Origin of the sequence: Pseudomonas sp. W2Aug9, assembly GCF_023127755.1 — a bacterium.
Classification (GTDB): domain Bacteria; phylum Pseudomonadota; class Gammaproteobacteria; order Pseudomonadales; family Pseudomonadaceae; genus Aquipseudomonas; species Aquipseudomonas synxantha_A.
Genome location: NZ_SPKL01000037.1, coordinates 238979 through 264190 on the forward strand (window position 1 = coordinate 238979; position 25212 = coordinate 264190).

Consider the following 25212-nt stretch of genomic DNA (forward strand, 5'->3'; position numbering starts at 1 on the left):
TGAGATCAAAAGCAAGATCAAGAGCGGCTCGCTTCGCATCGTAGATACGCTGGCGGTGCTTCTGCTTTTCTGTAGGAGCGAGCTTGCTCGCGAAAAACCTGAGGGCGCCGCGCTCATTCTGATTTCCCCCGTCATCGTTAACGACCTTCGCGAGCAAGCCCGCTCCCACAGGGGTACGCGCACGCTTCAACGATCAGGTCGGCTATAAGGCCGCCTCGCTGTGCTTTTGATCTTGATCTTAGCCGCCCCGCGCCATGGATGGCGCGTGGCGGCGGCCCCCCAAATCAATGTCGGATTACGGGCACACCGAGCCTAAGCGAGGTGCCGAGTGGTGGGGCAAGAGCGCTTTGGTTACTTTCGCGCTTTTCGAAAGTGACCCGCTGTAAGAGCGGAACCTATAGTGGCCGTTACCTAAATAACGGATATGTACTCGGCCCAACCACCCAACCACCCAACCACCCAACCACCCGGTCACATCGTCAACGTGGGGCTGTCGCGCAGCCCCCTCCCACATTGGACCTGTGGTGTGAATTACACCCTGAACTGATCCATCAACTTCATCTGCTGGCTGGCCAGGGCATTGAGCTGGCTGCTGATCGCCGCCGACTCGGTGGCCTGGCCGGTGAGGGTTTCGGTCACGGTGCGAATCGCCGAGACGTTGCGGTTGACCTCTTCGGCCACCGCGCTCTGCTCTTCGGCAGCGCTGGCGATTTGCAGGTTCATGTCGCTGATCACCGTGACCGCGTCACTGATCTTGCCCAGCGCCTGCACCGCCTGATGGATCTGCCCGGCATTGCTCTGGGCCTGGTGCTGACTGGAGTGCATGGTCGCCACTACCCCACGGGTACCGCTTTGGATGCGCTCGATCACCACGCGGATTTCCTCGACCGAATCCTGGGTGCGTTTGGCCAGGTTGCGTACTTCGTCGGCCACTACCGCAAACCCGCGCCCGCTTTCGCCGGCGCGTGCCGCTTCGATCGCGGCGTTCAATGCCAGCAGGTTGGTCTGTTCGGCAATGCTGCGGATCACTTCCAGGACTGAACCGATTTGCTCGCTGTTGACTGCCAGGGCTTCAACTTCGGTCACGGCCTTGCTGACTTCCTCGGCAAGGGTGGTGATGTCGCGGGTGCTCTGCTCGATGATCGACATGCCTTCGCGGGCCGACTGATCGGCGCCGCGTGCCGCGCTGGCGGCATTGGAGGCGCTGTTGGCGACGTCGTGGGCGGTGGCGCTCATTTCATTCGACGCGGTGGCGACCTGGTCGATTTCACGGAACTGCACCTGCATACCTTCGCTGGTCTGGCGTGCAATGGCCGAGGATTGATCCGCCGTACCTCGGGCTTCGGTGATGCTTTGTTTGATCTGGGCGATGGTCGGTTGCAGCTTGTCGAGGAAGCGGTTGAACCAATTCACCAGCTCGCCCAGTTCGTCTTTCTTGGTGTAGGCCAGGCGTTGGGTGAGGTCGCCGTCGCCGCTGGCAATGTCCTTGAGCATGGCCGCCACGCTGTTGATCGGACGGGTCACGCCGGTGGCGGTCAGCCAGATCAGCAACAAGCCCAGCAAGCCGGCGGCGGCTGCCACCAGCAAGGCTTTGAGGGTGCCGGTAGCCTGGGCTTCGTCGAGCACGGCTTGCAGCTTTTCGTTATCAGCCAGCATCACACTTTTAGGCAGTTTGATCACCACACCCCAGGATTTGGCATCGGCAATCGGCTTGACCGGGTACACGGCGCGAATCGTGTCGTTCTGTTCGCGGATCATGGGCCGATCATTGCCCAGCAGTTGCACGATCTCCTTGCCTTCGGCGCCGAGGGTGTCGACCAGGTTCTTGCCGACCCTGGCCGGTTCGCCGCTGTAGGCTGCAATCAGGCCGGTGCTGGACAGGATTTCCAGGTGAGCAGCCCCGTTGAACACGTCCTTTTGTGCCGCATCGGTGGTGGCTTGCAGGGCAGTGAGGGCGATGTCGACACCCACGATGCCGATGACTTTGCCGTCGACGATCAGAGGCAGGGAAATGGTGGTCATCAGCACAGGTTTGCCGGCCACCGTGTCTTCATACGGGTCCAGCAGGCAGGTGCTGCGGGTGTCGCGTGGGCAGGTATACCAAATGTTGTAAGGCGTACCGCTAAGGTTGAGGGTGGTCTTGGTCAGGTCATCCTCGACCATGATGGTGTTCAGGCTTTCGCCGCCGGCACGGCTCCAGTAGCTGGAAAAGCGACCTTTTTCGTTGGAGACGCGAGCCTTGTCGTCAACGAATTCACTGTCCTTGCCATCCAGGCCGTTGGGCTCGAACGACAGCCAGATGCCCAGCACCTTGGTGTTGCGCTCGAACGCGGTTTTCACGCTCTGGTTGATTTCTTCGCGCAGGGCGCCGGCTTCAATGGAGCGCTTGGTCCCCAACTGACGCAGGTCCTTGATCTGGTCGGCGAGGGCGGTGACTGCCAGCAGGTTTTCACCGAAGGTCTTTTGCAAGTGCCCGGCCTGTTCGGCGGCCTTGGCTTGCAGCAGCTGTTCCACGCTGGCGGTGAGCATTCGTGAGCTTGAATCACTGACCAACCGATCGTTCTGGTTGGTGTTGTAGATATTGATGCCGACCACCAGTGCGATCACTCCCAGCAGGCAGAGGCCGGATAGCAGCACGATTTTCAAGCGGATAGAAAGGGTGTCGAACATAGGTTCACTCACGAATGGACTTGTGGGTATGCACGCAGCAGAGCCAAGTCCATTCGGCGCCGTTCCTGAAACATCGGCGTCACAAATCAATTCATGAGTAATAGGCGATGAGCGGTAGGAAAATGCCTACGCCGGGCGTTATACGGGCCGTGCGAGCTGCTCGGGGCGAGACCAGATCCACAGATTGCCCAGGCTCATCCCGGCGATTGCCAGGTACACCGGCCAGCCATGATCAAGCATCACCAGCATCAACACGGCACACAGCAACATGCTTACGGTGGCGCTGACCTTGGCCCGGCGCGCAATGATCTTGCCGTTGCGCCAGTTGAACAGGATCGGCCCGAACAGGCGGTGGTTTTCCAGCCAGGCGCTTAAGCGCGGTGAGCTTTTGGTGGCGGCCCAGGCGGCCAGCAGGATGAATTCGGTGGTCGGCAAACCCGGTATGACAATCGCGACCAAACCGATCCCCAGGCTGACGTAGGCCAGCAGGCCATAAAGAAGTTGGGCGATCTTTGAGGAGGATTGGGTTTTGCCGGTCATGCTGCAGTTTTCTGGTGGGAGGGTTTACACATTATCTGCCATGAAATGCACTCAAATGTGGGAGCTGGCTTGCCTGCTCCCACATTGAACCGATGTCTACCGGAACATTTACGCCATTTCTGGGGCGCTAGCGTACGCCTGTTCCAGCAACACGGTGAAGCGCACAAACGCATCGATCGCGCCTTTTTCTACCGCAGCTTCTTCTTCGGCGCTGAACTCCAGGCTGTCGAGGGTGCGGGTGAAGCTTTTCCAGCCTTCGGCGCGGCCACCGGTCGGTTCGCCCAGGTGGCGGGCCCCGAAGGTTTCGCTCAGGCCCAGGCCGACGGCGCGCTTGATCAGAAACGCGGCGCCCAGCTTGGAGCCTTCGGACACGAATAGCCAACCCAGGGCTTCGGCCTGGCTTGGGTTTTTCACCGCGCCGGCGACCGGAGCCGGAACGTCGGTGTCCAGGTCAGCCAGGTCGAGCTTGGCGGCTTCGGCGCGGCAGCGGGCGGCCAGGTCGGGAATGATCGTGTTCAGCGCGGCATCGTTGTACAGCGCCACCAGTTCCGACTGGAACAGGTACTGGGCCACCACGAAGCGGGCGAAGTTGGCTTGGGTTTCGAACGGCGCATGAGCCTTCACCAACGCATCCAGCTTGGTGTGCGGTTCATTGGTGATCTGGTTCAGGCGCTGGGAGCGCAGGCTTGGGCGTTCTGCGGTAGGAGAAGCGGTCATGTAAAAAGTCCTTGAAAGAGGGAGCGCCTGGGTGCCCTTAAAGAGAGCTGTTATCAACTAGACGAACAAGAAGACGTGGCACAGTAAAAAATCCTCCCCCCGCCGCTGATGGATTCCGGCGAGGTGAGGCGGGTGGGTCAGATGTCCCAGATCAGGTTGATCGCAAAGTTGCGACCGGGCTGGGTCAGGCGGTCAAGGTTGGCCGGGCCGGTTACGCCAGCTTCGCCGACGCTGTCGTAACTGCGCACGTCATCCCAGTTCCAGTACTTCTTGTCGGTGAGGTTGTAGAGGCCACCGTTGATGGTCACGTCGTTGGTGACCTTGTAGTAGGCGGTCAGGTCGAGGATGCCGAAGCCCGGGGTCTTGAACGGGCCGTCGGTGCTGCCGTCGGGAGCGTGGAAGGTGGTGCTGTCGACGCGGTTCTGTTTTTTCACCAGGGTCCAGCTCAGCAGGCCGCCGTAGTTGTCCTGGTCGTAGCCCAGGCCAAACACGCCCTTGAGCGGGTTGACGCTGTTCAATGGTTCGCCATTGTCGTCGTTGCGACCGTGGGCGTAGGCAATCGAACCCTGGGTGTACAGGCCCTTCGGCGCGCCGAACGCATCCAGGTTCAGGCGGCCCTTGGCTTCCACGCCCTTGATGGTGGCGCGCTTGATATTGACGGCCCGGAATTGCTCCACGGTGCCGCCGACCACGGCGTTGTCTTCGTCGATAAAGTCGCGGTACTTGTTGTAGTACACCGCGATGTCGAAGGAGCCTTCGTCAAACTTGCCGCGTATCCCGGTCTCGATGCCTTTGCTGGTCTCCGGCTTGAGGTCGGGGTTGGGTTCGACGGTGTAGCCAATGTTGAGGTTTTCGAAGCGGCCATACAGGGCCTTCGCCGAGGGGGTGCGGAAGCCTTCGGCGTATTGGCCGAACCAGGTGTAGTTATCTGTCAGGGCGTAGGTCAGGCCGAACTTTGGCGTGACGCGGTGCCAGGTTTTGTCCTTGCCATCGACGGCATATTCGCCGGTCGGGTTGACGGTGTTGAGGAACTCCTGGGTCAGCTTGGGCTTGAGCCGGGTGTAGTCATACCGCACGGCGGGCAGGAAGGTCCATTTATCCCAGCTGATCTGGTCCTGGGCAAACAACGAGTAAGTGTTGATGGTCGGGTCGGGGAAGTCGCTGGCCTTCTTCACGCTGTCGCTTGCTTGCGGGCTGGGCGCGCCGATGGCGGTGCAGCCGCCACCAATGGCCAGGCACGAGGCGGAGCCTTCGCGCGAGCCGGTGACTTTCTGCTGCTTGAGGGTGGTGCCGTAGGTCACCTGGTGGTCGGTTTCGCCGACGCTGAACGCCTTGTCCAGTTGAGCGTCGAAGACCCACTGTTTTTCTTCGTAAAGGGTGTCGCGGGTACGCAGTACGCGGCGACCAGCCTGGTAGATCTCGGCGGTGGTCTGGTCGGTCTTGGCGATCTGGTAGTTGAGGCTGGTCTTGATGCGATCAGCGATCGGCGACTCCAGGGCAAAGGTGTTTTCCAGACCGAAGCGCTCGCGGGTGATGGTGTCGTTGCCCGAGCGGGCACGGTAGAGGTTCATGCCTCGACCGCCGATGAACGGGCCGCCTACGGCATTCTTCAGGTTGACGTCGCGGTCATCCTTGAACTTCTCGTAGGTCAGGCCCAGGCGGTTTTCATCACCATAGTTCCAGCCCAGCTTGGCCAGCACGTTGGTGGTGCGCGCGTCTTCCGGGTTGGCGCCGGTGCGGGCCAGGCCGGTGGCGTTGTTGCCGTCGTAGGATTCGGTTTCATGACCATTGCGCTGGCTCAGGTGCAGCAAGCCATCGAAGTCCTGTACCCGCCCTGCGAAGGTGCCGGAGGTCAGCCAGCTCTCGTCGGCGGAGCTGTAGCCGGTTTTCAGGCGGGCGCCGACGTCCTTGCCGGGCTTGATGATGTCGTCCGGGTCGAGGGTGAAATAGCTCACCGCGCCGCCGATGGCGTTGCTGCCGTACAGGGCCGAGGCCGGGCCGCGCAGGATCTCCACGCGCTTGACGATTTCCGGGTCGACGTAGTTGCGACGGGTCTTGGCGTAGGGGCCGTTGAAGAAGTTGTTGGGCACTTCGACGCCGTCCACCTGGGTGAGGATGCGGTCGCCGTCGATACCACGGATGTTATAGCCCGCGTTGCCTGAGCGGGTGCCGGCGCCGCCGACGGAGACACCGGGCTCGTAGCGCACCAGTTCGCGGATGTTGTTGGTGTTCTGGCGGTCCAGTTCCTCGCGGTCGTGCACGCTGACGGTGCTGGGTACGCTGTTCACATCCTGTTCGTTACGGGTGGCGCTGATGGTCACCTGTTGCAGGGCGAGGGCGCCGCCCGCGGCGCGTTTCTCCAGCACGATGTTGTTATTACCCAGTTTGCGGTAGCTCAGGTTGGTCCCCACCAACAACCGCTCCAGGGCTTTTTCCGGCGACAGCGGGCCGCGCACACCAGGGGACGACACTCCCTGGCCCAGCTCTGCCGGCAGGCCGACTTGCCAGCCGGTCACCGCGGTAAAGGCGTTGAGCGCCGACACGAGCGGTTGCTGCTCGATGCTGAAGTTGTAATTACCGTGGCTGCGAGGGGCGGGTTCGGCGGCGGTGGCGCTCATGACGGGCGCGCCAGCCAGCAGGATCGCAGCGGTCAGCAAAGACAAAACGGGCGAAGAACACCGGCGGTTGAAACGAGAGGACATCGAGAGCGCTCCGGGATACGAATCTTATAGTTGCGAACTGAACCAAATAGGAATCAGTTGCATTGGCTATAACGAGACGTATCGCCGGTTAACATCGAGTAAAAATAATTCTCATTTAGTTCAGAATCACCAGCGCCGGGTATTCCGACAGCTTGGCCGAGGTGATGTGGGCCAGGGAGCGCACCACGTCCAGGGGCTGGTCGAGACGATAGTTGCCGGTGACGGCGACGCTGGCCAGTTGCTCATTGTTGTTGACGATCCAGCCAGGGTAATAGCGGCGCAGTTCAGCCAGGACTTCGCTCAGCGGGCAATTTTCGAACACCAGACGACCCTGCACCCACGCCAGATCCTTGCCGACATCGAGCTTGGCCGGTTGGCCGAAACCCTTGGGGCCGATGCGGATGCTTTGCCCGGCACTCAGGCGTACGCGGGCATCGTCGAAGGTGTTGCTCAGGTCGACATCGCCACGCTGCACCTGTACCTGGGCCTCGCCATCGAGGTAGCGCACGGCGAAGGCGGTGTCGCGCACGCTGGCACGCACGGGGCCGGCGTCGATTTCCAGGGCCAGGCCACGGCTGGGGGCTATGTCGAAGAACGCTTCGCCCTGGTACAGGCGCGCAATGCGCTGGTGGTCGGTGATGCGGCTGGAAAATGCCGAGTTGGTGTTGAGCAGCACCTTGGACCCATCGTCCAGTTGCAGGCGCTGGCGCTCGCCGACCACGGTGAGGTGATCGGCCTGCAAGCGCATCGGCAAGTTGCTGAAGCTGAACAGACCGATCAACAGCACGGCCGCGGTGGCCAAGGGCTTCCAGTGCGGTTTGATCCGGCGCCAGCCGCTTGGCTTGCGTGGCACCGCCAGGGCCACGGCGGCGCTGTGTACCGGTGCACCTGCCCAGGCCGCCTGGGCCTTGCTGAACGCGTGGACATGCGCCGGGTCCGCGGCCAGCCAGGCGTCGAACTCGGCCTGCTGCCCGGGTTGCGGGCACTGCAAGGCGATCAGCCAATCGAGGGCTTGGTCCATGGCCGTGTCTTGCAGCACCTCATGAGCCAACGCATGGGGGCGCAGTTTATTCGGGTCCGTCACGGTGTTCCTCGGGTCTTCGCCACGTTCTATTCATTTTTTCGTACAGCATGGATCGATAGCTCTGTCGGATGGAGCTTAAGGCTGATCCAGCCGTTCGGCCACACCTACACAGATGGCCATGATCAATTTCAGTTCCTTTTGTACGGTGCTCAAGGACACGTTCAACTGATCGGCAATCTCCTGGTAGCTGCAACCGTGCAGGCGGCTGAGGATGAAAATCCGCTGCTGACGAGCGCTCAGCTGGCCGAGGCTGACGCTCAGATGCTCCAGCAGTTGCTCGGCCTGAATGGCTTCTTCAGGCGTGCTGGCAGGGGCGGCGACGCTTTGCAGCACGTCCAGCGGGACGTCTTCCTGCAACGTGCGGGCCTGGATCCGGCGCGAGCGCAGGTGATCCAGCGCCAGGTTGCGCGCGGTCTGGTACACAAAGGGTTCAAGGTGGTCGATCGGCCGCTCGCTCAGGGCCCGAGTGACGCGCAGGTAGGTTTCCTGCAACAGGTCCTCGGCAGTGCTGTGGTTATTCACCATCCGCTGCAAGGTGCGTAACAGAATCACCCGTTGGGTGAGAAAGACTTGGTTGAAGCGAGATTGGCTCACAGTGATACCAGACCGATATGCAGTTAATGATAATGCTTATCATCAACCGAAATGGCAAGTGGCTATTTCCCTGAACCTACTCTGGACAAGATGTAACTGTGGGAGGGGGCTTGCCCCTCCCACAGGTGGGATTACTCGGCGTTGCACAGCGCCAGGCAGTTATCCAGCATACGGTTGGAGAAGCCCCACTCGTTGTCGTACCAGGCCAGCACCTTGAGCAGCTTGCCGCTGACCTTGGTGTGATTGGCATCGAAGATCGACGACAGCGGGTTATGGTTGAAGTCACTGGAAACCAGCGGCAGGGTGTTGTAACCGAGGATCTTCGAGTGCTGGCTGGCCTGTTTCAGCAGGGCGTTGACTTCATCGGCCGTGGCTTCTTTCTTCAACTGCACAGTCAGGTCCACCAGAGACACGTTGATCACCGGTACCCGCACCGCCATGCCGGTCAGCTTGCCCGCCAGTTCCGGCAGCACCAGGCCAACGGCTTCAGCCGCGCCGGTTTTGCTCGGGATCATGTTCTGGGTGGCCGAGCGCGCGCGGTACGGGTCGGTGTGGTAGACGTCGGTCAGGTTCTGGTCGTTGGTGTAGGCGTGAATGGTGGTCATCAGGCCGCTTTCGATACCCAGCTCACGGTGCAGCACCTGCGCGACCGGCGCCAGGCAGTTGGTGGTGCACGACGCGTTGGAGATGATCTGGTGGGACTGACGCAAAATGTCATGGTTTACGCCATAAACCACAGTGGCATCCGCGCCCTTGGCCGGAGCCGAGATGATCACCTTGCGCGCGCCGGCGGTAATATGGGCGGCAGCCTTGTCACGGTCGGTGAACAGGCCGGTGCATTCGAACACCACGTCGATCTTGTGCGCAGCCCACGGCAGGTCGGCGGGGGTGCGAATGGCACTGACGGCAATCCGGTCACCATTGACGGTCAGGCTTTCCTGATCGTGGGCGACCTCTGCATCGAAAGTGCCGTGTACGGTGTCGTACTTGAGCAGGTGGGCGTTGATCGAACTGTCGCCCAAATCATTGATGGCGACGATCTGCAAATCCTGGCGATAGCCTTGGGTATACAGTGCGCGCAGGACATTACGGCCGATACGGCCAAAACCATTGATTGCGATACGTAGAGTCATTGGAAAAGTGCCTGTCGTCGATTTGTTGTAAGAATTACAAGATTATTCGCATAAAAATAGAAAACAAGCCTTTTTAGTGGCAATATTTTGTTCAATCTACAACGAGTGACCTGAATCAACTGGTCCGATGATCCAAACGACCCCCTGCCATCCCATGAGCCGTGGGCGTTTGATCAGCATAGACACTCAGGTCGCCACATCCGTTAGCCTGGAGTTCTATACATGCATCCCCGCGTTCTTGAGGTCACCGAACGGCTTATCGCCCGCAGCCGCGCCACCCGCGAGGCTTACCTTGCGCTCATCCGCGGCGCAGCCAGCGACGGTCCGATGCGTGGCAAGCTGCAATGCGCCAACTTTGCCCACGGTGTGGCCGGTTGCGGCACCGAAGACAAAAACAGCCTGCGCATGATGAATGCTGCCAACGTGGCAATTGTTTCTTCTTATAACGACATGCTCTCGGCGCATCAGCCCTACGAACATTTCCCTGAACAAATAAAGAAAGCCCTGCGTGAAGTAGGTTCGGTCGGCCAGTTCGCCGGCGGCACCCCCGCCATGTGCGACGGCGTGACCCAGGGCGAGCCAGGCATGGAACTGAGCTTGCTCAGCCGTGAAGTCATCGCCATGTCCACGGCGGTAGCGCTGTCCCACAACATGTTCGACGCCGCGCTGATGCTGGGGATCTGCGACAAGATCGTCCCGGGCCTGATGATGGGCGCGCTGCGCTACGGCCATCTGCCGATGATCTTCGTGCCCGGCGGCCCGATGCCGTCGGGTATCTCCAACAAGCAGAAAGCCGATGTGCGCCAGCGCTACGCCGAAGGCAAGGCCAGCCGCGAAGAGCTGCTGGAATCGGAGATGAAGTCCTACCACAGCCCCGGTACCTGTACCTTCTACGGCACCGCCAACACCAACCAGTTGTTGATGGAAGTGATGGGTCTGCATTTGCCGGGCGCGTCATTCGTCAATCCGTACACGCCACTGCGTGACGCGTTGACCCGCGAAGCGGCGCACCAGGTCACGCGCTTGACCAAGGCCAATGGCAACTTCACGCCGATCGGCGAGATCGTCGACGAGAAATCCATCGTCAACTCCATCGTTGCGCTAAACGCTACCGGCGGTTCCACCAACCATACGCTGCACATGCCGGCCATCGCCATGTCGGCGGGCATCATCCTGACTTGGCAAGACATGGCCGACCTCTCCGAGGTGGTGCCGACCCTGTCCCACGTGTACCCAAACGGCAAGGCCGACATCAATCACTTCCAGGCGGCGGGTGGTATGTCGTTCCTGATCCGCGAACTGCTCGAAGCCGGCCTGCTTCACGAAGACGTCAACACCGTGGCCGGCAAGGGCTTGAGCCGCTACATTCAGGAGCCGTTCCTGGTGGACGGCGAGCTGGTCTGGCGCGATGGCCCGATCGAGAGCCTCGACGAAACCATCCTGCGCCCCGTGGCCCGTGCGTTCTCGCCGGAAGGCGGCTTGCGCGTGATGGAAGGCAACCTTGGCCGTGGCGTGATGAAAGTTTCGGCTGTCGCGCCCGAGCATCAGGTGGTTGAAGCGCCGGCGGTGGTGTTCCAGGACCAGCAAGACCTGGCCGACGCCTTCAAGGCGGGCCAGCTGGAAAAAGACTTCGTTGCGGTGATGCGCTTTCAGGGGCCACGTTCCAACGGTATGCCGGAATTGCACAAGATGACCCCGTTTCTCGGCGTGTTGCAGGACCGTGGTTTCAAAGTGGCGTTGGTAACAGATGGGCGAATGTCCGGCGCCTCGGGTAAGATCCCTGCCGCGATCCACGTCAACCCCGAAGCCCAGAGCGGCGGGCCGCTGGCGCGGGTGCAGGATGGCGATATCATCCGCGTCGATGGCGTCACCGGCACCCTGGAGCTTAAAGTGGACGCCGAAGTATTTGCAGCGCGCACGCCTGCCACGGGCCTGTTGGGCAATAACGTGGGAGCAGGTCGCGAGCTGTTTGCATTCATGCGCTTGGCCGCAAGCTCCGCAGAGCAGGGCGCCAGCGCCTTTACCTCTGCCTTGGAGACGCTTAAGTGAAGCTTGCGCTGGTCGGTGATATCGGGGGTACCAACGCCCGTTTTGCGTTATGGCGAGATCAGGAGCTGCATTCGATCCGCGTGCATGCCACAGCGGATCACCAAAGCCCTGAAGAAGCGATCAAGGTCTATCTCGCAGAGGAAGGCCTGGAAATCGGGGACATCGGTGCGGTGTGCCTGTCGGTGGCCGGGCCGGTGAGTGGCGAGGAGTTCAAGTTCACCAACAATCACTGGCGCCTGAGCAAGACGGCGTTTTGCCAAGCCCTGCAAGTGGATGAACTGCTGCTGGTCAATGATTTCTCGGCCATGGCCCTGGGCATGACGCGTCTTAAGCCCGACGAGTTCCGCGTGGTCTGCGAAGGCACGCCGGAGCCGTTGCGCCCAGCGGTGGTGATCGGCCCGGGCACTGGCCTGGGCGTTGGCACCTTGCTGGACCTTGGCGCCGGGCGTTTCGCGGCATTGCCGGGGGAGGGCGGGCACGTCGACCTGCCCCTGAGCAGCCCGCGGGAAACCCAGCTGTGGCAGCATATTTACACGGAGATCGGCCATGTCAGCGCCGAGACCGTATTGAGCGGCGGCGGGTTGCCGCGTCTGTATCGCGCTATTTGTGCGGTGGACGGGCACGAGCCGGTGCTGGATACGCCCGAAGCCATCACCGCAGCGGGCCTGGCCGGTGACGCGGTCGCCATGGAAGTGCTGGACCAGTTCAGCATCTGGCTGGGGCGGGTCGCGGGCAATAACGTCTTGACCACCGGTGGGCGCGGTGGCGTGTACATCGTGGGTGGGGTGATACCCAGGTTTGCCGACTTCTTTATCGCCAGCGGTTTCGCCAAAAGTTTTGCGGATAAAGGCTGCATGAGCGACTACTTCAAAGGTATTCCGGTGTGGTTGGTGACAGCGCCGTATTCGGGGCTGACCGGGGCTGGCGTGGCGCTTGAGCAGGCTTTTGCATAGGCTGTGATGGCCTCTTCGCGAGCAAGCCCGCTCCCACATTTGACCGCGTTCCAACTCTGGAATGCAGGCAAATGTGGGAGGGGGCTTGCCCCCGATGAGGCCCTACAGAACACCCCATAACAACAAGGAGGCCCCCGTGAGCGTAATCAGTAAATCCATTCTCCTCGTCGACGACGACCAGGAGATCCGCGAATTGCTGCAAACCTACCTCAGTCGCGCCGGCTTCCAGGTCCGTGGCGTGGCCGATGGTGCGGGGTTCCGCCAGGCGATGAACGAGGCGCCGTGCGACCTGGTCATCCTCGATGTGATGTTGCCGGATGAAGACGGGTTCAGTCTGTGCCGCTGGATCCGCCAGCACCCGCGCCAGGCGCAGGTACCGATCATCATGCTCACCGCCAGTTCCGACGAAGCCGACCGCGTGATCGGCCTGGAACTGGGCGCTGACGACTATATCGGCAAGCCGTTCAGCCCTCGCGAGTTGCAGGCGCGGATCAAGGCGCTGCTGCGCCGTTGCCAATTCGGCCAGGAGCGCAGCACTGGCGGTGATGTGCTGGTCTTCGATGAATGGCGCCTGGACATGATCAGCCACCGCTTGTTTCACGTTGATGGCGAAGAGGTCATCCTTTCCGGCGCGGACTTTGCCTTGCTCAAGTTGTTTCTTGATCACCCGCAACAGATCCTCGACCGCGACACTATCGGCAACGCTACCCGTGGCCGTGACCTGATGCCGCTTGACCGTATCGTCGATATGGCCGTCAGCCGTCTGCGCCAACGCCTGCGCGATACCGAAAAACCCCCGAGGCTGATCCGCACCGTGCGCGGCAGCGGTTATCAACTGGCAGCCAGCGTGGTTGCCGGCAATGCCCACTGAACCTTTGACCGAGCGCCGCCGCCGCTTTCCGGTGCCACGCTCGCTGCTGGGGCGCATGTTGCTGCTGACCTTGCTCGCCGTGCTGTTCGCCCAGGCGCTGTCCAGCGTGATCTGGGTGTCGCAATTGCGCGCCACCCAGCTTGAGGGCCTGGTGACCAGCGCCCGCAGCCTGGCGCACTCGATGACCGCCAGCGTGAGTTATTTCCGTTCGCTGCCGGTGGCCTATCGACCTTTGGTCCTTGATCAGTTGCGCAGCATGGGCGGTACCCGCTTTGTAGTGACCCTCAATGATCGCCCGCTGGATATGGCGATCCTGCCGCAGACGCCACGCAAGCAAGCGGTGCTGGAGGCGGTCGATGAGGTGCTACGCCAAACCCTGGGCGCCGATGTACATATCTCGGTGGAGTTCGTCAGCGCCGAAGACCTGCGCATCTTCAATGCCGGCCTCAAGCTCGACGAACTGCCACGCTCCTGGGCCCATTACGCGTTAACCCTGGAGCCGGTTAACCCACCGGTATTGGTCACCCAGATTCAACTGGCTCCCGGCGAATGGCTGTACATCGCCTCGCTGTTGCCAGAGCCGTACACCAGCCTTGAAGAACAGGGCCTGCCGTCCCAGCAGGTGTGGTTTATCGTGCTGACCAGTGGTTTTTTGCTGCTGTTTATCGGTTTGCTGGTGCATTGGCAAAGCCGGCCGCTCAAGCGCCTGGCGCGGGCGGCGCGGGATATGTCGCTGGGCGCCGATGTAGAACCGGTGGCCGAAGGCGGCGGCAGTGAAGTGGTGGAGGTGGGCCGCGCATTCAACGCAATGCGCGAACGCATCAGCCGTTACCTGACCGAGCGCAGCCAGTTGTTCAGCGCAATTTCCCACGACTTGCGCACCCCGATTACCCGCCTGCGGTTGCGTGTGGAATTGCTCGAAGACGAGAACCTGCAAACCAAATTCGGCCGCGACCTGGATGAGCTGGAACTGCTGGTCAAAGGCGCGCTGCAATGCGTGAAAGACACCGACATCCACGAAAACATCCAGCCGGTTGACCTCAATCATGTACTCGAATGCCTGGTGGAACCGTACCTGGCGCCCAACGGCAACGGCCGGGTAACCCTTGAAGGCGCGGCCCTGGCGGCCTACCCGGGCAAGCCGCTGGCGCTCAAGCGTTGCATCGGTAACCTGATCGACAACGCCTTGAAGTACGGGCAGAACGCGCATCTGCATATCGAGGACGATGGTGTGCAGTTCGTCCTGCATGTGGATGACGAAGGCCCCGGTGTGCCGGAGCAGCGTCTGGAGCAGGTGTTCGAACCGCACTTTCGCCTGGCCGGCCAGCAGCAGGGGTATGGCCTGGGGCTGGGGATCGCGCGCAACATTGCCCATAGCCATGGCGGTGAAGTGAGTTTGCAGAACCTGCGCGAAGGCGGCCTGCGCGTCACCCTGCAACTACCAAGAACCTTGGACTAACAAACACCTGAGCTGCGTACATCAGATGCTTTGGCGCAACCGGGCCAGGTCGCGCAGCGGTGGCGCTCCAAACAACCGACTGTATTCCCGGCTGAATTGCGACGGGCTTTCATACCCCACCCGATACCCCGCGGCCGAGGCTTCCAGTCCTTCGGCAATCATCAAGCGCCTGGCTTCCTGCAAGCGCAGCTGTTTCTGATACTGCAGCGGGCTCATGGCCGTAATCGCCTTGAAGCGATGGTGCAAGGTCGAGACGCTCAGGTTCACTTCCTTGGCCAGGTCGTCGATGCGCAGCGGTTGTTCGTAGTTGCCGTTCAACCACTTGATCGCCTGGCTGACGCGATGGCTCTGGCTGTTGGCTACGGCAATTTCATACAGGCGATAACCCTGTGGGCCCCGCAGCAAGCGATAGAGAATTTCACGGTTGATCAACGGCGCGAGCATGGCGATGTCTTTGGGCGTGTCCAGCAGGCGGGCCAGGCGCAGCACGGCGTCGAGCAACGGGGTGTCGATGCGGTCCACATACATGCCGCGAGAGGTGGGACGCGACGGCACCCCCATAGGCCCGGCTTCGGCAATCAGCGCGGTGAGCTGGGCCGGATCGATATTGATGCGGACCGACAGGTTGGGGTCTTGCGGGGTGGCATCGATGATTCTGCCGGCTACCGGCATGGCGACCGAGAACACCAGATAATTGAGCGGGTCGTAGGCAAAGATTTCGTCGGCCAGGCGCACTTCCTTGCTGCCGCTGGCGAGGATGCACAGCGCAGGTTCCACCAGCACCGGCATGAAATCCCGTGGCGTGTTGTGGCGGTTCAGATACAGCGAGGTGATCGCCGTGCCGTAGGAGCCATCTTCCCAGGTGTGGCGGTGCACGATACTGGCCAGCTCGGCGCGTTGTTTCTCCATCTCGGCATCGACGGGGATGGGCTTTGGTTCGGGCGACGACATGGGGCGTCCTCTACACGCTGCTTTGATGGGCTCAGCTTAGCGGCAGCTTTTCAAAAAGTGTTACGTCGATTCTGCAGGATCCTTGCCTGATCCTGCGATAGGTAGTGAATCAGGCAAGCAGGCCGCCTGTCATCTCCCTGAAACACTGGGCCGGTGCATGGAATAAATCCCGGGGGCCAAATGTCCTCTCTATGTTTCTCGCAGGATTGTGCAATAAGCCTGCAGGAATCGACTAACCGCATCCACAGCTGGGCCGCTATCTTTGATCCTGTGGCAACACACCCTCACCGTGCTTGCCGAGCATCACTTCTCAACGGGAGAGTCGAACATGTCCACCCCCATTCCCGCGAGCCACATGGCCTTTATCCGCGCCCGTAGCGGGTGCAGCACCGAACTCGGTGCACGCTTGAGCAGTTTGATCGAACCGGGCCGCCAAGCCCCAGGTTGCCTGCAATTTTCGTTGCAGCATTCCCAGGTCGATCCTGATATATGGCTGGTATCAGGTTTTTGGAGCAGCGAGGAGGCCATGAGTGCCTACTTCAGCTCACCGACCTTGATGATTTTTACGGAGTTGCTCAACGACATGGTCGTGCGCAGCATGGACTTCCAGACCTTCACCGATGCATCTGCCGTCAACGCCTACGGCGAGTACCTGCAACTGGCCGGTTGAACCGGTTTACAATGGCCGACGTTTCCATTGGCCAGGACCTGCAACATGGCACGTAAACAATTTGCCCACCACGAAGCCGTTTCCGCCTTGATGCGTGAAGAAGAGGGTGGCTATAGCGCTGCCATCGCCGTCAAGGCACTGGATGGCATGGGCGCCCCCAAGTTCCACAAGATCCTTGACGGGCAGAAGTTCAAGACGGCTTCGGATGCCGATGATGCGGCCACTGTGCAGCTAGAGGACCTGGTCGACGTGGACGCGGAAGGTCAACTGACTTGGGCAACGGCTTCCAACTAACGAACGCTGCCGATCAAATGTGGGAGGGGGCTTGCTCCCGATAGCGGTGTATCAGCCAGCAAATTTTAAGCTGATACGTAGCCATCGGGAGCAAGCCCCCTCCCACAATTTGACTGTATGTCAGTCAGGGTTTTGTGGCGCCCGGGCGGTACATCTTGAACAGCGCTTGCGGCCCCAACTGGAAGTAATCCGCCGGGCCGCCGCCGCGCAAAATCGGCTCGGCGGCAGCAGTGTCGTAGATCCCATCCTTTAGCAACCACTTGGCGATGTGCACCGCAACCACTTCGCCCAGCACCAGCCAACTCGGCACCAGCTCCTTGTCGGCGCGTTGCAGTTGGATGATCTGCGTCACTTTGCATTCAAACGACACCGGGCTCTCGCCGACGCGGGGTACAGCGACGACTTTCGAAGCCACCGGCGTCAGGCCGGACAACTCGAATTCATTCACATCCGGTGAGACCGCCGCGCAACTCTGGTTCATCTGCTCGGCCAACGGGCGAGTGGCCAGGTTCCACACAAACTCGCCGGTCTGCTCAATGTTATTCAAGCTGTCTTTGCGCCCCACACTGGAAAACCCAATGATCGGTGGGATGTAGTTGAATGCATTGAAGAAGCTGTAAGGCGCCAGGTTCAGGCGGCCTTCGCTGTCGTGCGAGGAGATCCAGCCAATCGGGCGTGGGCCGACGATGGCATTGAACGGGTCATGGGGCAGGCCGTGGCCGTTGGCGGGTTCGTAGAAGTGGATATCGTCGGACATGACCTGTTCTGCTCTCGATTCTGGGGCCCACATCATATCCAATGTGGGAGGGGGGTTGTCCCCTCCCACATTTTTTAGTCCGTGGTAATCCGCGAGTGCTTGCGGGTGTCTTTCATGGTCACGTAGACCATCAGCGACACTGCGATACACGCGGTCACGTACCAGTAGTAGCCAGTTTCCATACCGATGCTCTTGAACCACAGCGCGATGTATTCAGCGGTACCGCCGAAGATCGACACCGTCAGCGCATACGGCAGGCCCACGCCCAGGGCGCGGATTTCGGTGGGGAACAGTTCGGCTTTCACCACGGCGTTGATCGAGGTATAGCCGCTGACGATGATCAGCGCTGCCATGATCAGGAAGAACGCGCCCCACCAGCTCTGGATGGTGTGCAGGGTGGTGAGGATCGGCACGGTGAACAGGGTACCCAGGACACCGAAGGCAATCAGGATCGGGCGACGACCGACTTTATCCGAAAGCCCGCCGATGATCGGCTGCAGGCACATGAACAGAAACAGCGTGGCTGCCGAAATGGTGGTGGAGTCGGAGATGCTCATGCCGACCGTGTTCACCAGGTATTTCTGCATATAGGTGGTGTAGGTGTAGAACGCCAGGGTGCCGCCCATGGTCAGGCCGACCACGGTCATCAGTTCCTTGGGGTGGCGCATCAAGGTGCGCATTGCGCTTTCCTTGGCCTTTTCCTTCTTGGTGAACGACTCGGTTTCTTCCATGCCACGACGCAGATAGAGCGCGACCACTGCACACAAGGCGCCGATGGCGAACGGGATACGCCAGCCCCATGCGTACAACTGTTCGGTAGTCAGCAGTTGTTGCAGCACGATCAGCACCGCCAGCGCGATGAGTTGGCCGGAGATCAGGGTCACGTATTGGAAGCTGGAGTAGAAACCACGACGTTCCTTGGTCGCCATCTCGCTGAGGTAAGTGGCGGAAGTGCCGTATTCGCCACCGACCGACAGGCCCTGCAGCAAACGGGCAAACACCAGCAGGATCGGCGCACCGATACCGATGAGTTCATAGCCAGGGCTCAGGGCAATCAGCAGCGAGCCGAAGCACATCAGGTAGACCGAGGCCATCAGGGCTTTTTTACGCCCGACCTTGTCGGCATACAGGCCCATCAGCCAACCACCGATAGGGCGCATCAGGAAGCCCACGGCGAAGATCGCGGCGGTGTTGAGCAGTTGGGCGGTGGTGTCGCCTTTGGGGAAGAACGTCTTGGCGAAGTACAGCGAGAAGGCGGCGTAGACGTACCAGTCGTACCACTCGACCATGTTGCCGACCGATCCACTGAAGATCGACTTGATGCGGCTGGAAGTGGTGCGTTCTTTTGCCGGCGCAGACGCCGATCCCAGAGGCAGGGAGTTGGAGTTATCCATTGAAGGATCCTTCATCTAGTTGTTTTTATGGAGCGTGCTTGAGCACTGCCTGGCTTGGGCTGTAGCAGAAGCTGTGCCAAGTGGATGAAGGCCCGGAATAGAAGGGTTGCGAGGTTTTTTTGAGCGGAAAGTTGCCGATTATTTTTGCGGGATGAGCGGAAATCCGCTTATGGCTGCTGGACCCTTCGCGAGCTACATAAGCAGGATCAGAGGAACATTTCCCGCACCAGCCCATGCCGCTGCATCTTTTCATTAAAGGTCCGACGCGGCAGTTGCAGCTCGGCCAGCACCGCTTTGATATCGCCTTTATGCCGGGTCAGCGCGGCTTTCAGGCAATGCGCCTCGAAAGCCTCCTGCTGCGCCGCCAGCGATTGCCCAGGTTCAATACCTTCAGGTTCAGGCTCTCCAAGCCCCAGCACCTGGCGCTCGGCGACGTTGGCCAGTTCACGTACGTTGCCCGGCCAGTCATGGCTGAGCAGGCGACTCAGCTGCGGCCCACTCAATGGCTCAAGATGGCGGCCCAAACGTTCGGCAGCGCTTTGGGCGAAATGCTCATACAACAACGGAATGTCTTCGCGACGCTCGCGCAGGGGCGGCAGGCGCAATTGTGCGACGTTCAGGCGATAAGCCAGGTCCTCGCGAAAACGCCCGGCGCGTGCTTCTTCGAGCAGGTCCGGCTTGGTAGCGGCGATGATGCGCAGGTCGACATTGATGCTCTGGTTGGAACCCAATCGCTCCAACTTCTGCTCTTGCAACACGCGCAGCAGTTTTACCTGTTGCGCCAGGGGCATGCTTTCAATTTCATCGAGGAACACGGTGCCGCCATGGGCGTACTCCAGCTTGCCGATACGCTTGCCCTGGGCGCCGGTGAAGGCGCCGCTTTCGTGGCCGAACAGCTCGGCTTCAAATAATTGCTCGGGGATAGCCGCGCAATTGAGCGCCACAAACGGCTTTTTGGCTCGTGGGCCGAAATCATGCAGGCAGCGGGCAACCAGTTCTTTACCGCTGCCGGTCTCGCCACGGATCAACACATTGACCGGCAGTGTCGCCAGGTCCAGCACCTGGCGACGCAGGGTTTGCAGGCCCTTGGACACCCCCAACAAGCTGGATTCCAGTTGTGCACGGTGATCGGCCTGTTGGTGCAGGCGACGGTTTTCCAGGATCAGGCCGCGCTTGTCCAGCGCCCGACGCAGGCTGTTGAGCAGGGCATCCGGGCTGAAGGGTTTTTCCAGGAAGTCGTAGGCGCCGTCGCGCATGGCTTCGACGGCCATCGGCACGTCACCATGGCCGGTGAGCAAAATCACCGGCAAGTCGGCATCGCGCCGCTGTACCTCGGCCAGCAATTCAAGGCCACTGAGCCCGGGCATACGCACATCGCTCAAGATCACCCCGGGGAAGTCCTTCGGCAGGTGCGCCAGGCATTCCTCGGCACGGCTGTACAACTGAACGTCAAACCCCGACAGGCTCAGCCACTGCTCGACGGCCGTACGAATGCTGGCTTCGTCATCCACCACAATCACTGCGTTCAACATAGGCCAGGTGTCTCCAGCGCGACGGGCAGGGTCAGGGTAAAGACTGCGCCGTCGCCACGATTGCCGGCGATCAGGCGCCCGCCCAATTCATGCACGATAGCGTAGGATACCGCCAGGCCCAAGCCGAGCCCGTCACCCACCGGTTTGGTGGTGAAGAACGGGTCGAATACGTTGTTCAAATGTTCTTCGGCAATCCCGCCACCGCTGTCGCTGACGCTCAACTGCCACAGCTGCTGATCGGCGTGCAGACGGATTTCCAGGCGTTTGCGCGGCTTGTCGGCCATGGCGTCCAGGGCGTTGCGCAGCAGGTTGATCAGCACCTGTTCCAAGCGAATCGCATCGCCGCGTACCCAGGCCGGGCGGGCCAGGTCCAGCACCACGCCGATGGCCTCATCGCGTAGGCGCGCGTCAAGCAGGTGCAGGGACTGGTCGACCACGGTGGCCAGATCCAGGCGTTCGCGCAGGCCGCTGGGGCTTTTGCGTGCGAAGGTCTTGAGGTGGCCGGTCAGCGCGGCCATGCGCGTCAGCATGTCATCCAACGGCGTGAGCGCCTTGTAGGCGTCGTCCACACGGCCATGGTCGAGCAACAGCCGCAGGGTGGCCAGCTGCATACGTTGTGCGGTCAGCGGTTGATTGATCTCATGGGCAAGGGCGGCGGACATCTGCCCCAGCGCCGCCAGTTTGGCTGATTGAACCAGGCCATCCTGGGCGGTGCGCAGGGCCTGGGTGCGTTCTTCTACCAAGTGTTCGAGTTCTTCGCGGCTGCGTTGGCGAAGGCGAGCCAGGCGCCAGCGTTGACTCAGGAACAGCACAAGAAACACCAGCGCCAGCCAGGACCCGGCGGCGGCGAGGCCGGCATTGCGTTGGTCTTCAAACGGGAACTGCGGTTTGCGCAGCAGGTGCAGGGTCCAGCCTTCGGCTTTCAGCGGCAGGGATTCCCAGATGTAGTTGGCGCTGCCGTCCGGGCCGTTGACGCGCATCAGGTGGCTGTTGTCGTCGAAGCGCTGCAGGGTCTGGGTCTCCAATGGTTGCAGCTGCTTCTTGTCGTATTGGCGAGTGGCCTTGAGTTCCGCCAGGTCACTCTCTGATAGCGGCCGCAGGTTGCGATAACGCCAGCCCGGCTGGTTGGCGATAAACACAATGCCGCGTGCATCGCTGACCAGCAGCAAGTCATTGCCCTGAGCCCATTCGCGTTCCAGTTCGGGAAACTCCAGCTTGACCACCATGGCGCCGAGGAACTGCTCGTGTTCATCGACCACCGCGCTGGATAGGAAATACCCCGGAATGCCGGTCGTCACCCCCACCGCGTAAAAGCGCCCCGTGCCTTGGCTCAAGGTCTGGCTGAAATACGGACGGAACGCGTAATTGTGGCCGACATAGCTGCTGGGCAAATTCCAGTTGCTGGCGGCCACCGCCAGGCCGGTGCGGTCCATCAGCTCCAGAGTGGAGGACTGGGCGGCGCCGTTGATGCGTTCGAGCTTGCGATTGAGTACATCCTGGGTGGCGCTATCGAGTGGGCCCTTCAGCGCGCTGATCATTTCCGAATCCAGCGCCAGCACGGCGGGGAGGGCGCGGTAGCGTTCGATCAAGGTATGCAGCGAGTTGGCATACAACGCCAGCTGTTGATTGGCTCGAGCGGCTTCATCCACCAGGGCCTGGCGCTCGGCATGGCGGGTGGCCAAGGCGGCGGCCAGCACTGCGCCGGCGATGATCAGCAACGAGTAAAACGTCAGACGCAGAGGGCGAGGGATCACGATCATACGATGATGAGCAGGCACAGTGAGGGGCGAGCACCATAGCATGAGCTGTCTGGATCTTGTGGCGAACGAGCTTGTGTGGGAGCTGGCTTGCCTGCGATGCAGACACCTCGGTGCTTCAGTCACACCGAATTGATGTCATCGCAGGCAAGCCAGCTCCCACATTTGACAGAGTTCGCCATGGCAATCGCTTCAGGTATAAAAAAGGCGACTGGGCCATGGGCCGCAGTCGCCTTTATGCTTGTGGAGAAAGCGCTTACTGCACTTCCACCGCCAGGCTCTCACTGATCTTTTTCTGCCAGATGGCAGGACCGGTGATGTGTACCGATTCGCCGTTGCTATCGACTGCAACGGTGACCGGCATGTCTTTCACGTCGAACTCGTAGATGGCTTCCATGCCCAGCTCGGCGAACGCCACCACGCGGGACTTCTTGATCGCTTGGGCCACCAGGTAGGCGGCGCCGCCCACGGCCATCAGGTACACGGCCTTATGGTCCTTGATCGCTTCGATAGCGGTAGGGCCGCGCTCGGACTTGCCGATCATGCCCAACAGGCCGGTCTGCTCGAGGATCTGGCGGGTGAACTTGTCCATCCGCGTCGCGGTGGTCGGGCCCGCTGGGCCAACCACTTCTTCGCGCACCGGATCAACCGGGCCGACGTAGTAGATAAAGCGGCCCTTGAGGTCCACCGGCAGGGTTTCGCCCTTGTTCAGCATCTCGACCATGCGCTTGTGCGCCGCGTCGCGACCGGTGAGCATCTTGCCGTTGAGCAATACGGTTTCGCCCGGCTTCCAGCTCTGCACTTCTTCCGGGGTCAGGGTATCGAGGTTGACGCGGCGGGCCGATGGGCCGGCTTCCCAGACGATTTCCGGGTAGGCGTCCAGCGATGGCGCTTCCAGCGACGCCGGGCCCGAACCGTCGAGCACGAAGTGCGCGTGACGGGTGGCGGCGCAGTTGGGGATCATGCACACCGGCAGGGACGCGGCGTGAGTCGGGTAGTCCATGATCTTCACGTCGAGCACGGTGGTCAGGCCACCCAGGCCCTGGGCGCCGATGCCCAGTTGGTTGACCTTCTCGAACAGCTCCAGGCGCATCTCTTCGATACGGTTCTGCGGGCCGCGCTTTTTCAGCTCGTGGATGTCGATGGATTCCATCAACACTTCCTTGGCCATTACCGCGGCTTTCTCGGCAGTGCCGCCGATGCCGATGCCGAGCATACCTGGTGGGCACCAGCCGGCACCCATGGTCGGAACGGTCTTGAGCACCCAGTCGACGATCGAGTCGGACGGGTTGAGCATAGCCATTTTCGACTTGTTCTCGGAACCGCCGCCCTTGGCCGCCACGTCCACTTCCACGGTGTTACCCGGGACGATGGAGTAGTGGATCACCGCAGGGGTGTTGTCCTTGGTGTTCTTGCGCGCGCCTGCCGGGTCGGCGAGGATCGAGGCACGCAGGACGTTTTCCGGCAGGTTGTAGGCGCGACGCACGCCTTCGTTGATCATGTCGTCCAGGCCCATGGTGGCGCCGTCCCAGCGCACATCCATGCCTACGCGCACGAACACGGTGACGATACCGGTGTCCTGGCAGATCGGGCGATGGCCGGTGGCACACATGCGCGAGTTGATCAGGATCTGGGCGATGGAGTCACGGGCCGCCGGCGATTCTTCGCGCAGGTAGGCTTCGTGCATGGCCTGGATGAAATCAACGGGGTGGTAGTAGGAAATGAATTGCAGGGCGTCGGCAACGCTCTGAATCAGGTCGTCTTGCTTGATCACGGTCATGAGTCGCGCTCCTCTATAAGGGAACATTCAATAAAGGTGGGTTCAGTGCTGCATCGGTCGGCTGAGCCCACCTTTCCAAGGCACGCCAAAGTGGTGCAGGCGCGACGCTAAAAAGGCGCGGCAGTATAACCCGGCACGGTGGCCGATACACCCGACTATGGTCAAACTGTCGCAGGCATGATTCCCTGTGCGCGCTCCTTATGCTTGAGACCTTGATATGCCTGAACTGTACGTCGGCGAACGCCACTGGCCGGTCACCACCGGCAGCAACCTGCTGGATGCCTTGAATCAGGCAGGTGTGGCCGTGCCCTACAGTTGCCGGGCCGGCAGTTGCCATGCGTGCCTGGTGCGTTGCCAGGGCGAAGTCGACGACCAGCAGCCTGACGCGCTGAGCTCGGCGCAACGCCAGGACGGGTGGCGCCTGGCGTGTCAGTGCCGGATCAGCGCTGATCTGAGGGTCGAGGCGTTTGATCCGTTGCGTGATGGCCTGCCTGCGCGGGTGGAGGGTGCCGATTGGCTGAGTCCGACGGTGCTGCGCCTGCGCCTTCAACCCGAGCGTGGCCTGCGGTACCGCGCCGGGCAGCATCTGGTGTTGTGGGCAGGGCAGGTGGCACGCCCCTATTCCCTGGCGAGCGTGCCCCAGCAGGACCCGTACCTGGAGTTTCATATCGATTGCCGTCAACCCGGGGAATTCAGCGATGCTGCTCGCCACTTCAAGGTCGGTGAGCCGTTACGCTTGGGCGAGTTGCGCGGCGGGGCGTTGCACTACGACCCTGACTGGCAAGCCCGGCCCTTGTGGCTGCTGGCCTCCGGCACTGGGCTGGGTCCGTTGTGGGGTGTGTTGCGCGAAGCGCTGCGCCAGGATCACCAGGGTGCCATCCGTGTCATTCACCTGGCCCATGATGCCCAGGCTCACTACCTGGCCGAACCCCTGGCGGCGCTGGCCGCGCAGCATCAGAACCTTGTGGTGGAGTTATGGACCGCAGATGAGTTGGCCCAGGCATTGGGGCAACTGCGGCTTGCTTCGCGACAAACCCTGGCCTTGGTCTGCGGGCATCCTGCCAGCGTCGAAGCCTTTTCCAAGCGCTTGTTTCTGGCGGGGCTGCCGCGTAATCAACTGTTGGCCGATGTGTTCCTGCCCCGTGGTTGAGTGCTGACTGTCGAGTACAGGCTTTGCGGGTGTACGCGATTAACTGTGGGAGGGGGCTTGCTCCCGATGAGGCCCGACGGTTTAACACCTCAGCCGGCATTTGAAATGCAAAAAGCCCCGCCATTCTCATGGCGGGGGTTTTTTTTTTTTTTCCT

20 protein-coding genes and 1 pseudogene are annotated in these 25212 nt (G+C 61.1%); 7 read left to right on the forward strand and 14 right to left on the reverse strand.

Going from position 1 to position 25212, the window contains the following annotated elements; all coding sequences use genetic code 11:
• Positions 1–70: 70 nt before the first annotated feature.
• From E3O56_RS26875 to gap, 8 genes and pseudogenes are all read right to left on the reverse strand, one after another.
• Positions 71–190 (reverse strand): annotated as a pseudogene (locus E3O56_RS26875) (outer membrane lipoprotein carrier protein LolA); the annotation flags it as partial.
• Positions 191–531: 341 nt separating this feature from the next.
• Positions 532–2670, reverse strand: coding sequence for a methyl-accepting chemotaxis protein (locus tag E3O56_RS25685; RefSeq protein WP_248129166.1), 2139 nt, complete (start codon positions 2668–2670; stop codon positions 532–534).
• A 138-nt stretch (positions 2671–2808) separates the two neighbouring features.
• Positions 2809–3210 carry a YbaN family protein gene (locus tag E3O56_RS25690; protein ID WP_078822216.1) on the reverse strand — a complete coding sequence of 134 codons (402 nt, stop codon included), beginning with the start codon at positions 3208–3210 and terminating at the stop codon, positions 2809–2811.
• Positions 3211–3318: 108 nt separating this feature from the next.
• Positions 3319–3927 (reverse strand): biliverdin-producing heme oxygenase, encoded by a 609-nt coding sequence (locus tag E3O56_RS25695; RefSeq protein ID WP_248129167.1) that lies wholly within the window; start codon positions 3925–3927, stop codon positions 3319–3321.
• Positions 3928–4064: 137 nt separating this feature from the next.
• Positions 4065–6629 carry a TonB-dependent receptor gene (locus tag E3O56_RS25700; RefSeq protein WP_103734695.1) on the reverse strand — a complete coding sequence of 855 codons (2565 nt, stop codon included), beginning with the start codon at positions 6627–6629 and terminating at the stop codon, positions 4065–4067.
• Positions 6630–6744: 115 nt separating this feature from the next.
• Positions 6745–7713: a FecR domain-containing protein gene (locus E3O56_RS25705; protein ID WP_032879665.1), complete on the reverse strand. Its 969-nt coding sequence runs from the start codon at positions 7711–7713 to the stop codon at positions 6745–6747.
• A 75-nt stretch (positions 7714–7788) separates the two neighbouring features.
• Complete coding sequence (locus tag E3O56_RS25710) at positions 7789–8307, reverse strand: sigma-70 family RNA polymerase sigma factor (protein ID WP_005791005.1); 519 nt, start codon at positions 8305–8307, stop codon at positions 7789–7791.
• 131 nt (positions 8308–8438) lie between these two features.
• Positions 8439–9440: a type I glyceraldehyde-3-phosphate dehydrogenase gene (gap, locus tag E3O56_RS25715; protein ID WP_248129168.1), complete on the reverse strand. Its 1002-nt coding sequence runs from the start codon at positions 9438–9440 to the stop codon at positions 8439–8441.
• Between the two features lie 222 nt (positions 9441–9662).
• Between gap and edd the strand changes: the two genes are divergently transcribed.
• The 4 genes from edd (at position 9663) to E3O56_RS25735 (ending at position 14772) form a co-directional block, all read left to right on the forward strand.
• The gene (edd, locus tag E3O56_RS25720) at positions 9663–11489 is read left to right on the forward strand and encodes a phosphogluconate dehydratase (RefSeq protein ID WP_005791001.1); all 1827 of its coding nucleotides are present in this window, start codon (positions 9663–9665) and stop codon (positions 11487–11489) included.
• Entirely contained in the window at positions 11486–12442 is a 957-nt protein-coding gene (locus tag E3O56_RS25725) for a glucokinase (protein WP_078822212.1), read from the forward strand. The genes edd and E3O56_RS25725 overlap by 4 nt, the downstream gene beginning before the upstream one ends.
• 136 nt (positions 12443–12578) lie before the next feature.
• Positions 12579–13313, forward strand: a complete 735-nt coding sequence (locus E3O56_RS25730) for a response regulator transcription factor (RefSeq protein WP_005790997.1) — start codon at positions 12579–12581, stop codon at positions 13311–13313.
• On the forward strand, positions 13303–14772 hold the full coding sequence (locus E3O56_RS25735) for an ATP-binding protein (RefSeq protein WP_032879668.1): 1470 nt from the start codon (positions 13303–13305) through the stop codon (positions 14770–14772). Before E3O56_RS25730 ends, E3O56_RS25735 begins: the two co-directional genes overlap by 11 nt.
• Before the next feature lie 21 nt (positions 14773–14793).
• Here E3O56_RS25735 and E3O56_RS25740 read toward each other — a convergent pair whose 3' ends face one another.
• Positions 14794–15723 (reverse strand): AraC family transcriptional regulator, encoded by a 930-nt coding sequence (locus E3O56_RS25740; protein WP_032879669.1) that lies wholly within the window; start codon positions 15721–15723, stop codon positions 14794–14796.
• Positions 15724–16051: 328 nt separating this feature from the next.
• On the opposite strand from E3O56_RS25740, the gene E3O56_RS25745 reads away from it, so the two are divergent.
• Together E3O56_RS25745 and E3O56_RS25750 are read left to right on the forward strand one after the other, a co-directional pair.
• The gene (locus E3O56_RS25745) at positions 16052–16393 is read left to right on the forward strand and encodes an antibiotic biosynthesis monooxygenase family protein (protein ID WP_032879670.1); all 342 of its coding nucleotides are present in this window, start codon (positions 16052–16054) and stop codon (positions 16391–16393) included.
• A 45-nt stretch (positions 16394–16438) separates the two neighbouring features.
• A complete protein-coding gene (locus E3O56_RS25750) occupies positions 16439–16687 on the forward strand; it encodes a hypothetical protein (RefSeq protein ID WP_078822210.1) in 249 nt (82 codons plus the stop codon).
• Between the two features lie 124 nt (positions 16688–16811).
• Here the strand turns inward: E3O56_RS25750 and E3O56_RS25755 are convergent, their stop codons facing one another.
• The 5 genes from E3O56_RS25755 to E3O56_RS25775 form a co-directional block, all read right to left on the reverse strand.
• The gene (locus E3O56_RS25755) at positions 16812–17444 is read right to left on the reverse strand and encodes a flavin reductase family protein (RefSeq protein ID WP_032879672.1); all 633 of its coding nucleotides are present in this window, start codon (positions 17442–17444) and stop codon (positions 16812–16814) included.
• Positions 17445–17518: 74 nt separating this feature from the next.
• Positions 17519–18838 carry an MFS transporter gene (locus tag E3O56_RS25760; protein WP_005790985.1) on the reverse strand — a complete coding sequence of 440 codons (1320 nt, stop codon included), beginning with the start codon at positions 18836–18838 and terminating at the stop codon, positions 17519–17521.
• A gap of 206 nt (positions 18839–19044) precedes the next feature.
• The gene (locus tag E3O56_RS25765) at positions 19045–20370 is read right to left on the reverse strand and encodes a sigma-54 dependent transcriptional regulator (RefSeq protein ID WP_032879673.1); all 1326 of its coding nucleotides are present in this window, start codon (positions 20368–20370) and stop codon (positions 19045–19047) included.
• Positions 20364–22130 (reverse strand): ATP-binding protein, encoded by a 1767-nt coding sequence (locus E3O56_RS25770; protein ID WP_103734698.1) that lies wholly within the window; start codon positions 22128–22130, stop codon positions 20364–20366. The genes E3O56_RS25765 and E3O56_RS25770 overlap by 7 nt, the downstream gene beginning before the upstream one ends.
• A 253-nt stretch (positions 22131–22383) precedes the next feature.
• On the reverse strand, positions 22384–23907 hold the full coding sequence (locus E3O56_RS25775) for a fumarate hydratase (RefSeq protein ID WP_032879675.1): 1524 nt from the start codon (positions 23905–23907) through the stop codon (positions 22384–22386).
• Positions 23908–24124: 217 nt separating this feature from the next.
• Here E3O56_RS25775 and E3O56_RS25780 point away from each other — a divergent pair, with 217 nt between their 5' ends.
• Positions 24125–25057, forward strand: a complete 933-nt coding sequence (locus E3O56_RS25780; RefSeq protein ID WP_248092580.1) for an iron-sulfur-binding ferredoxin reductase — start codon at positions 24125–24127, stop codon at positions 25055–25057.
• Positions 25058–25212 lie beyond the last annotated feature (155 nt).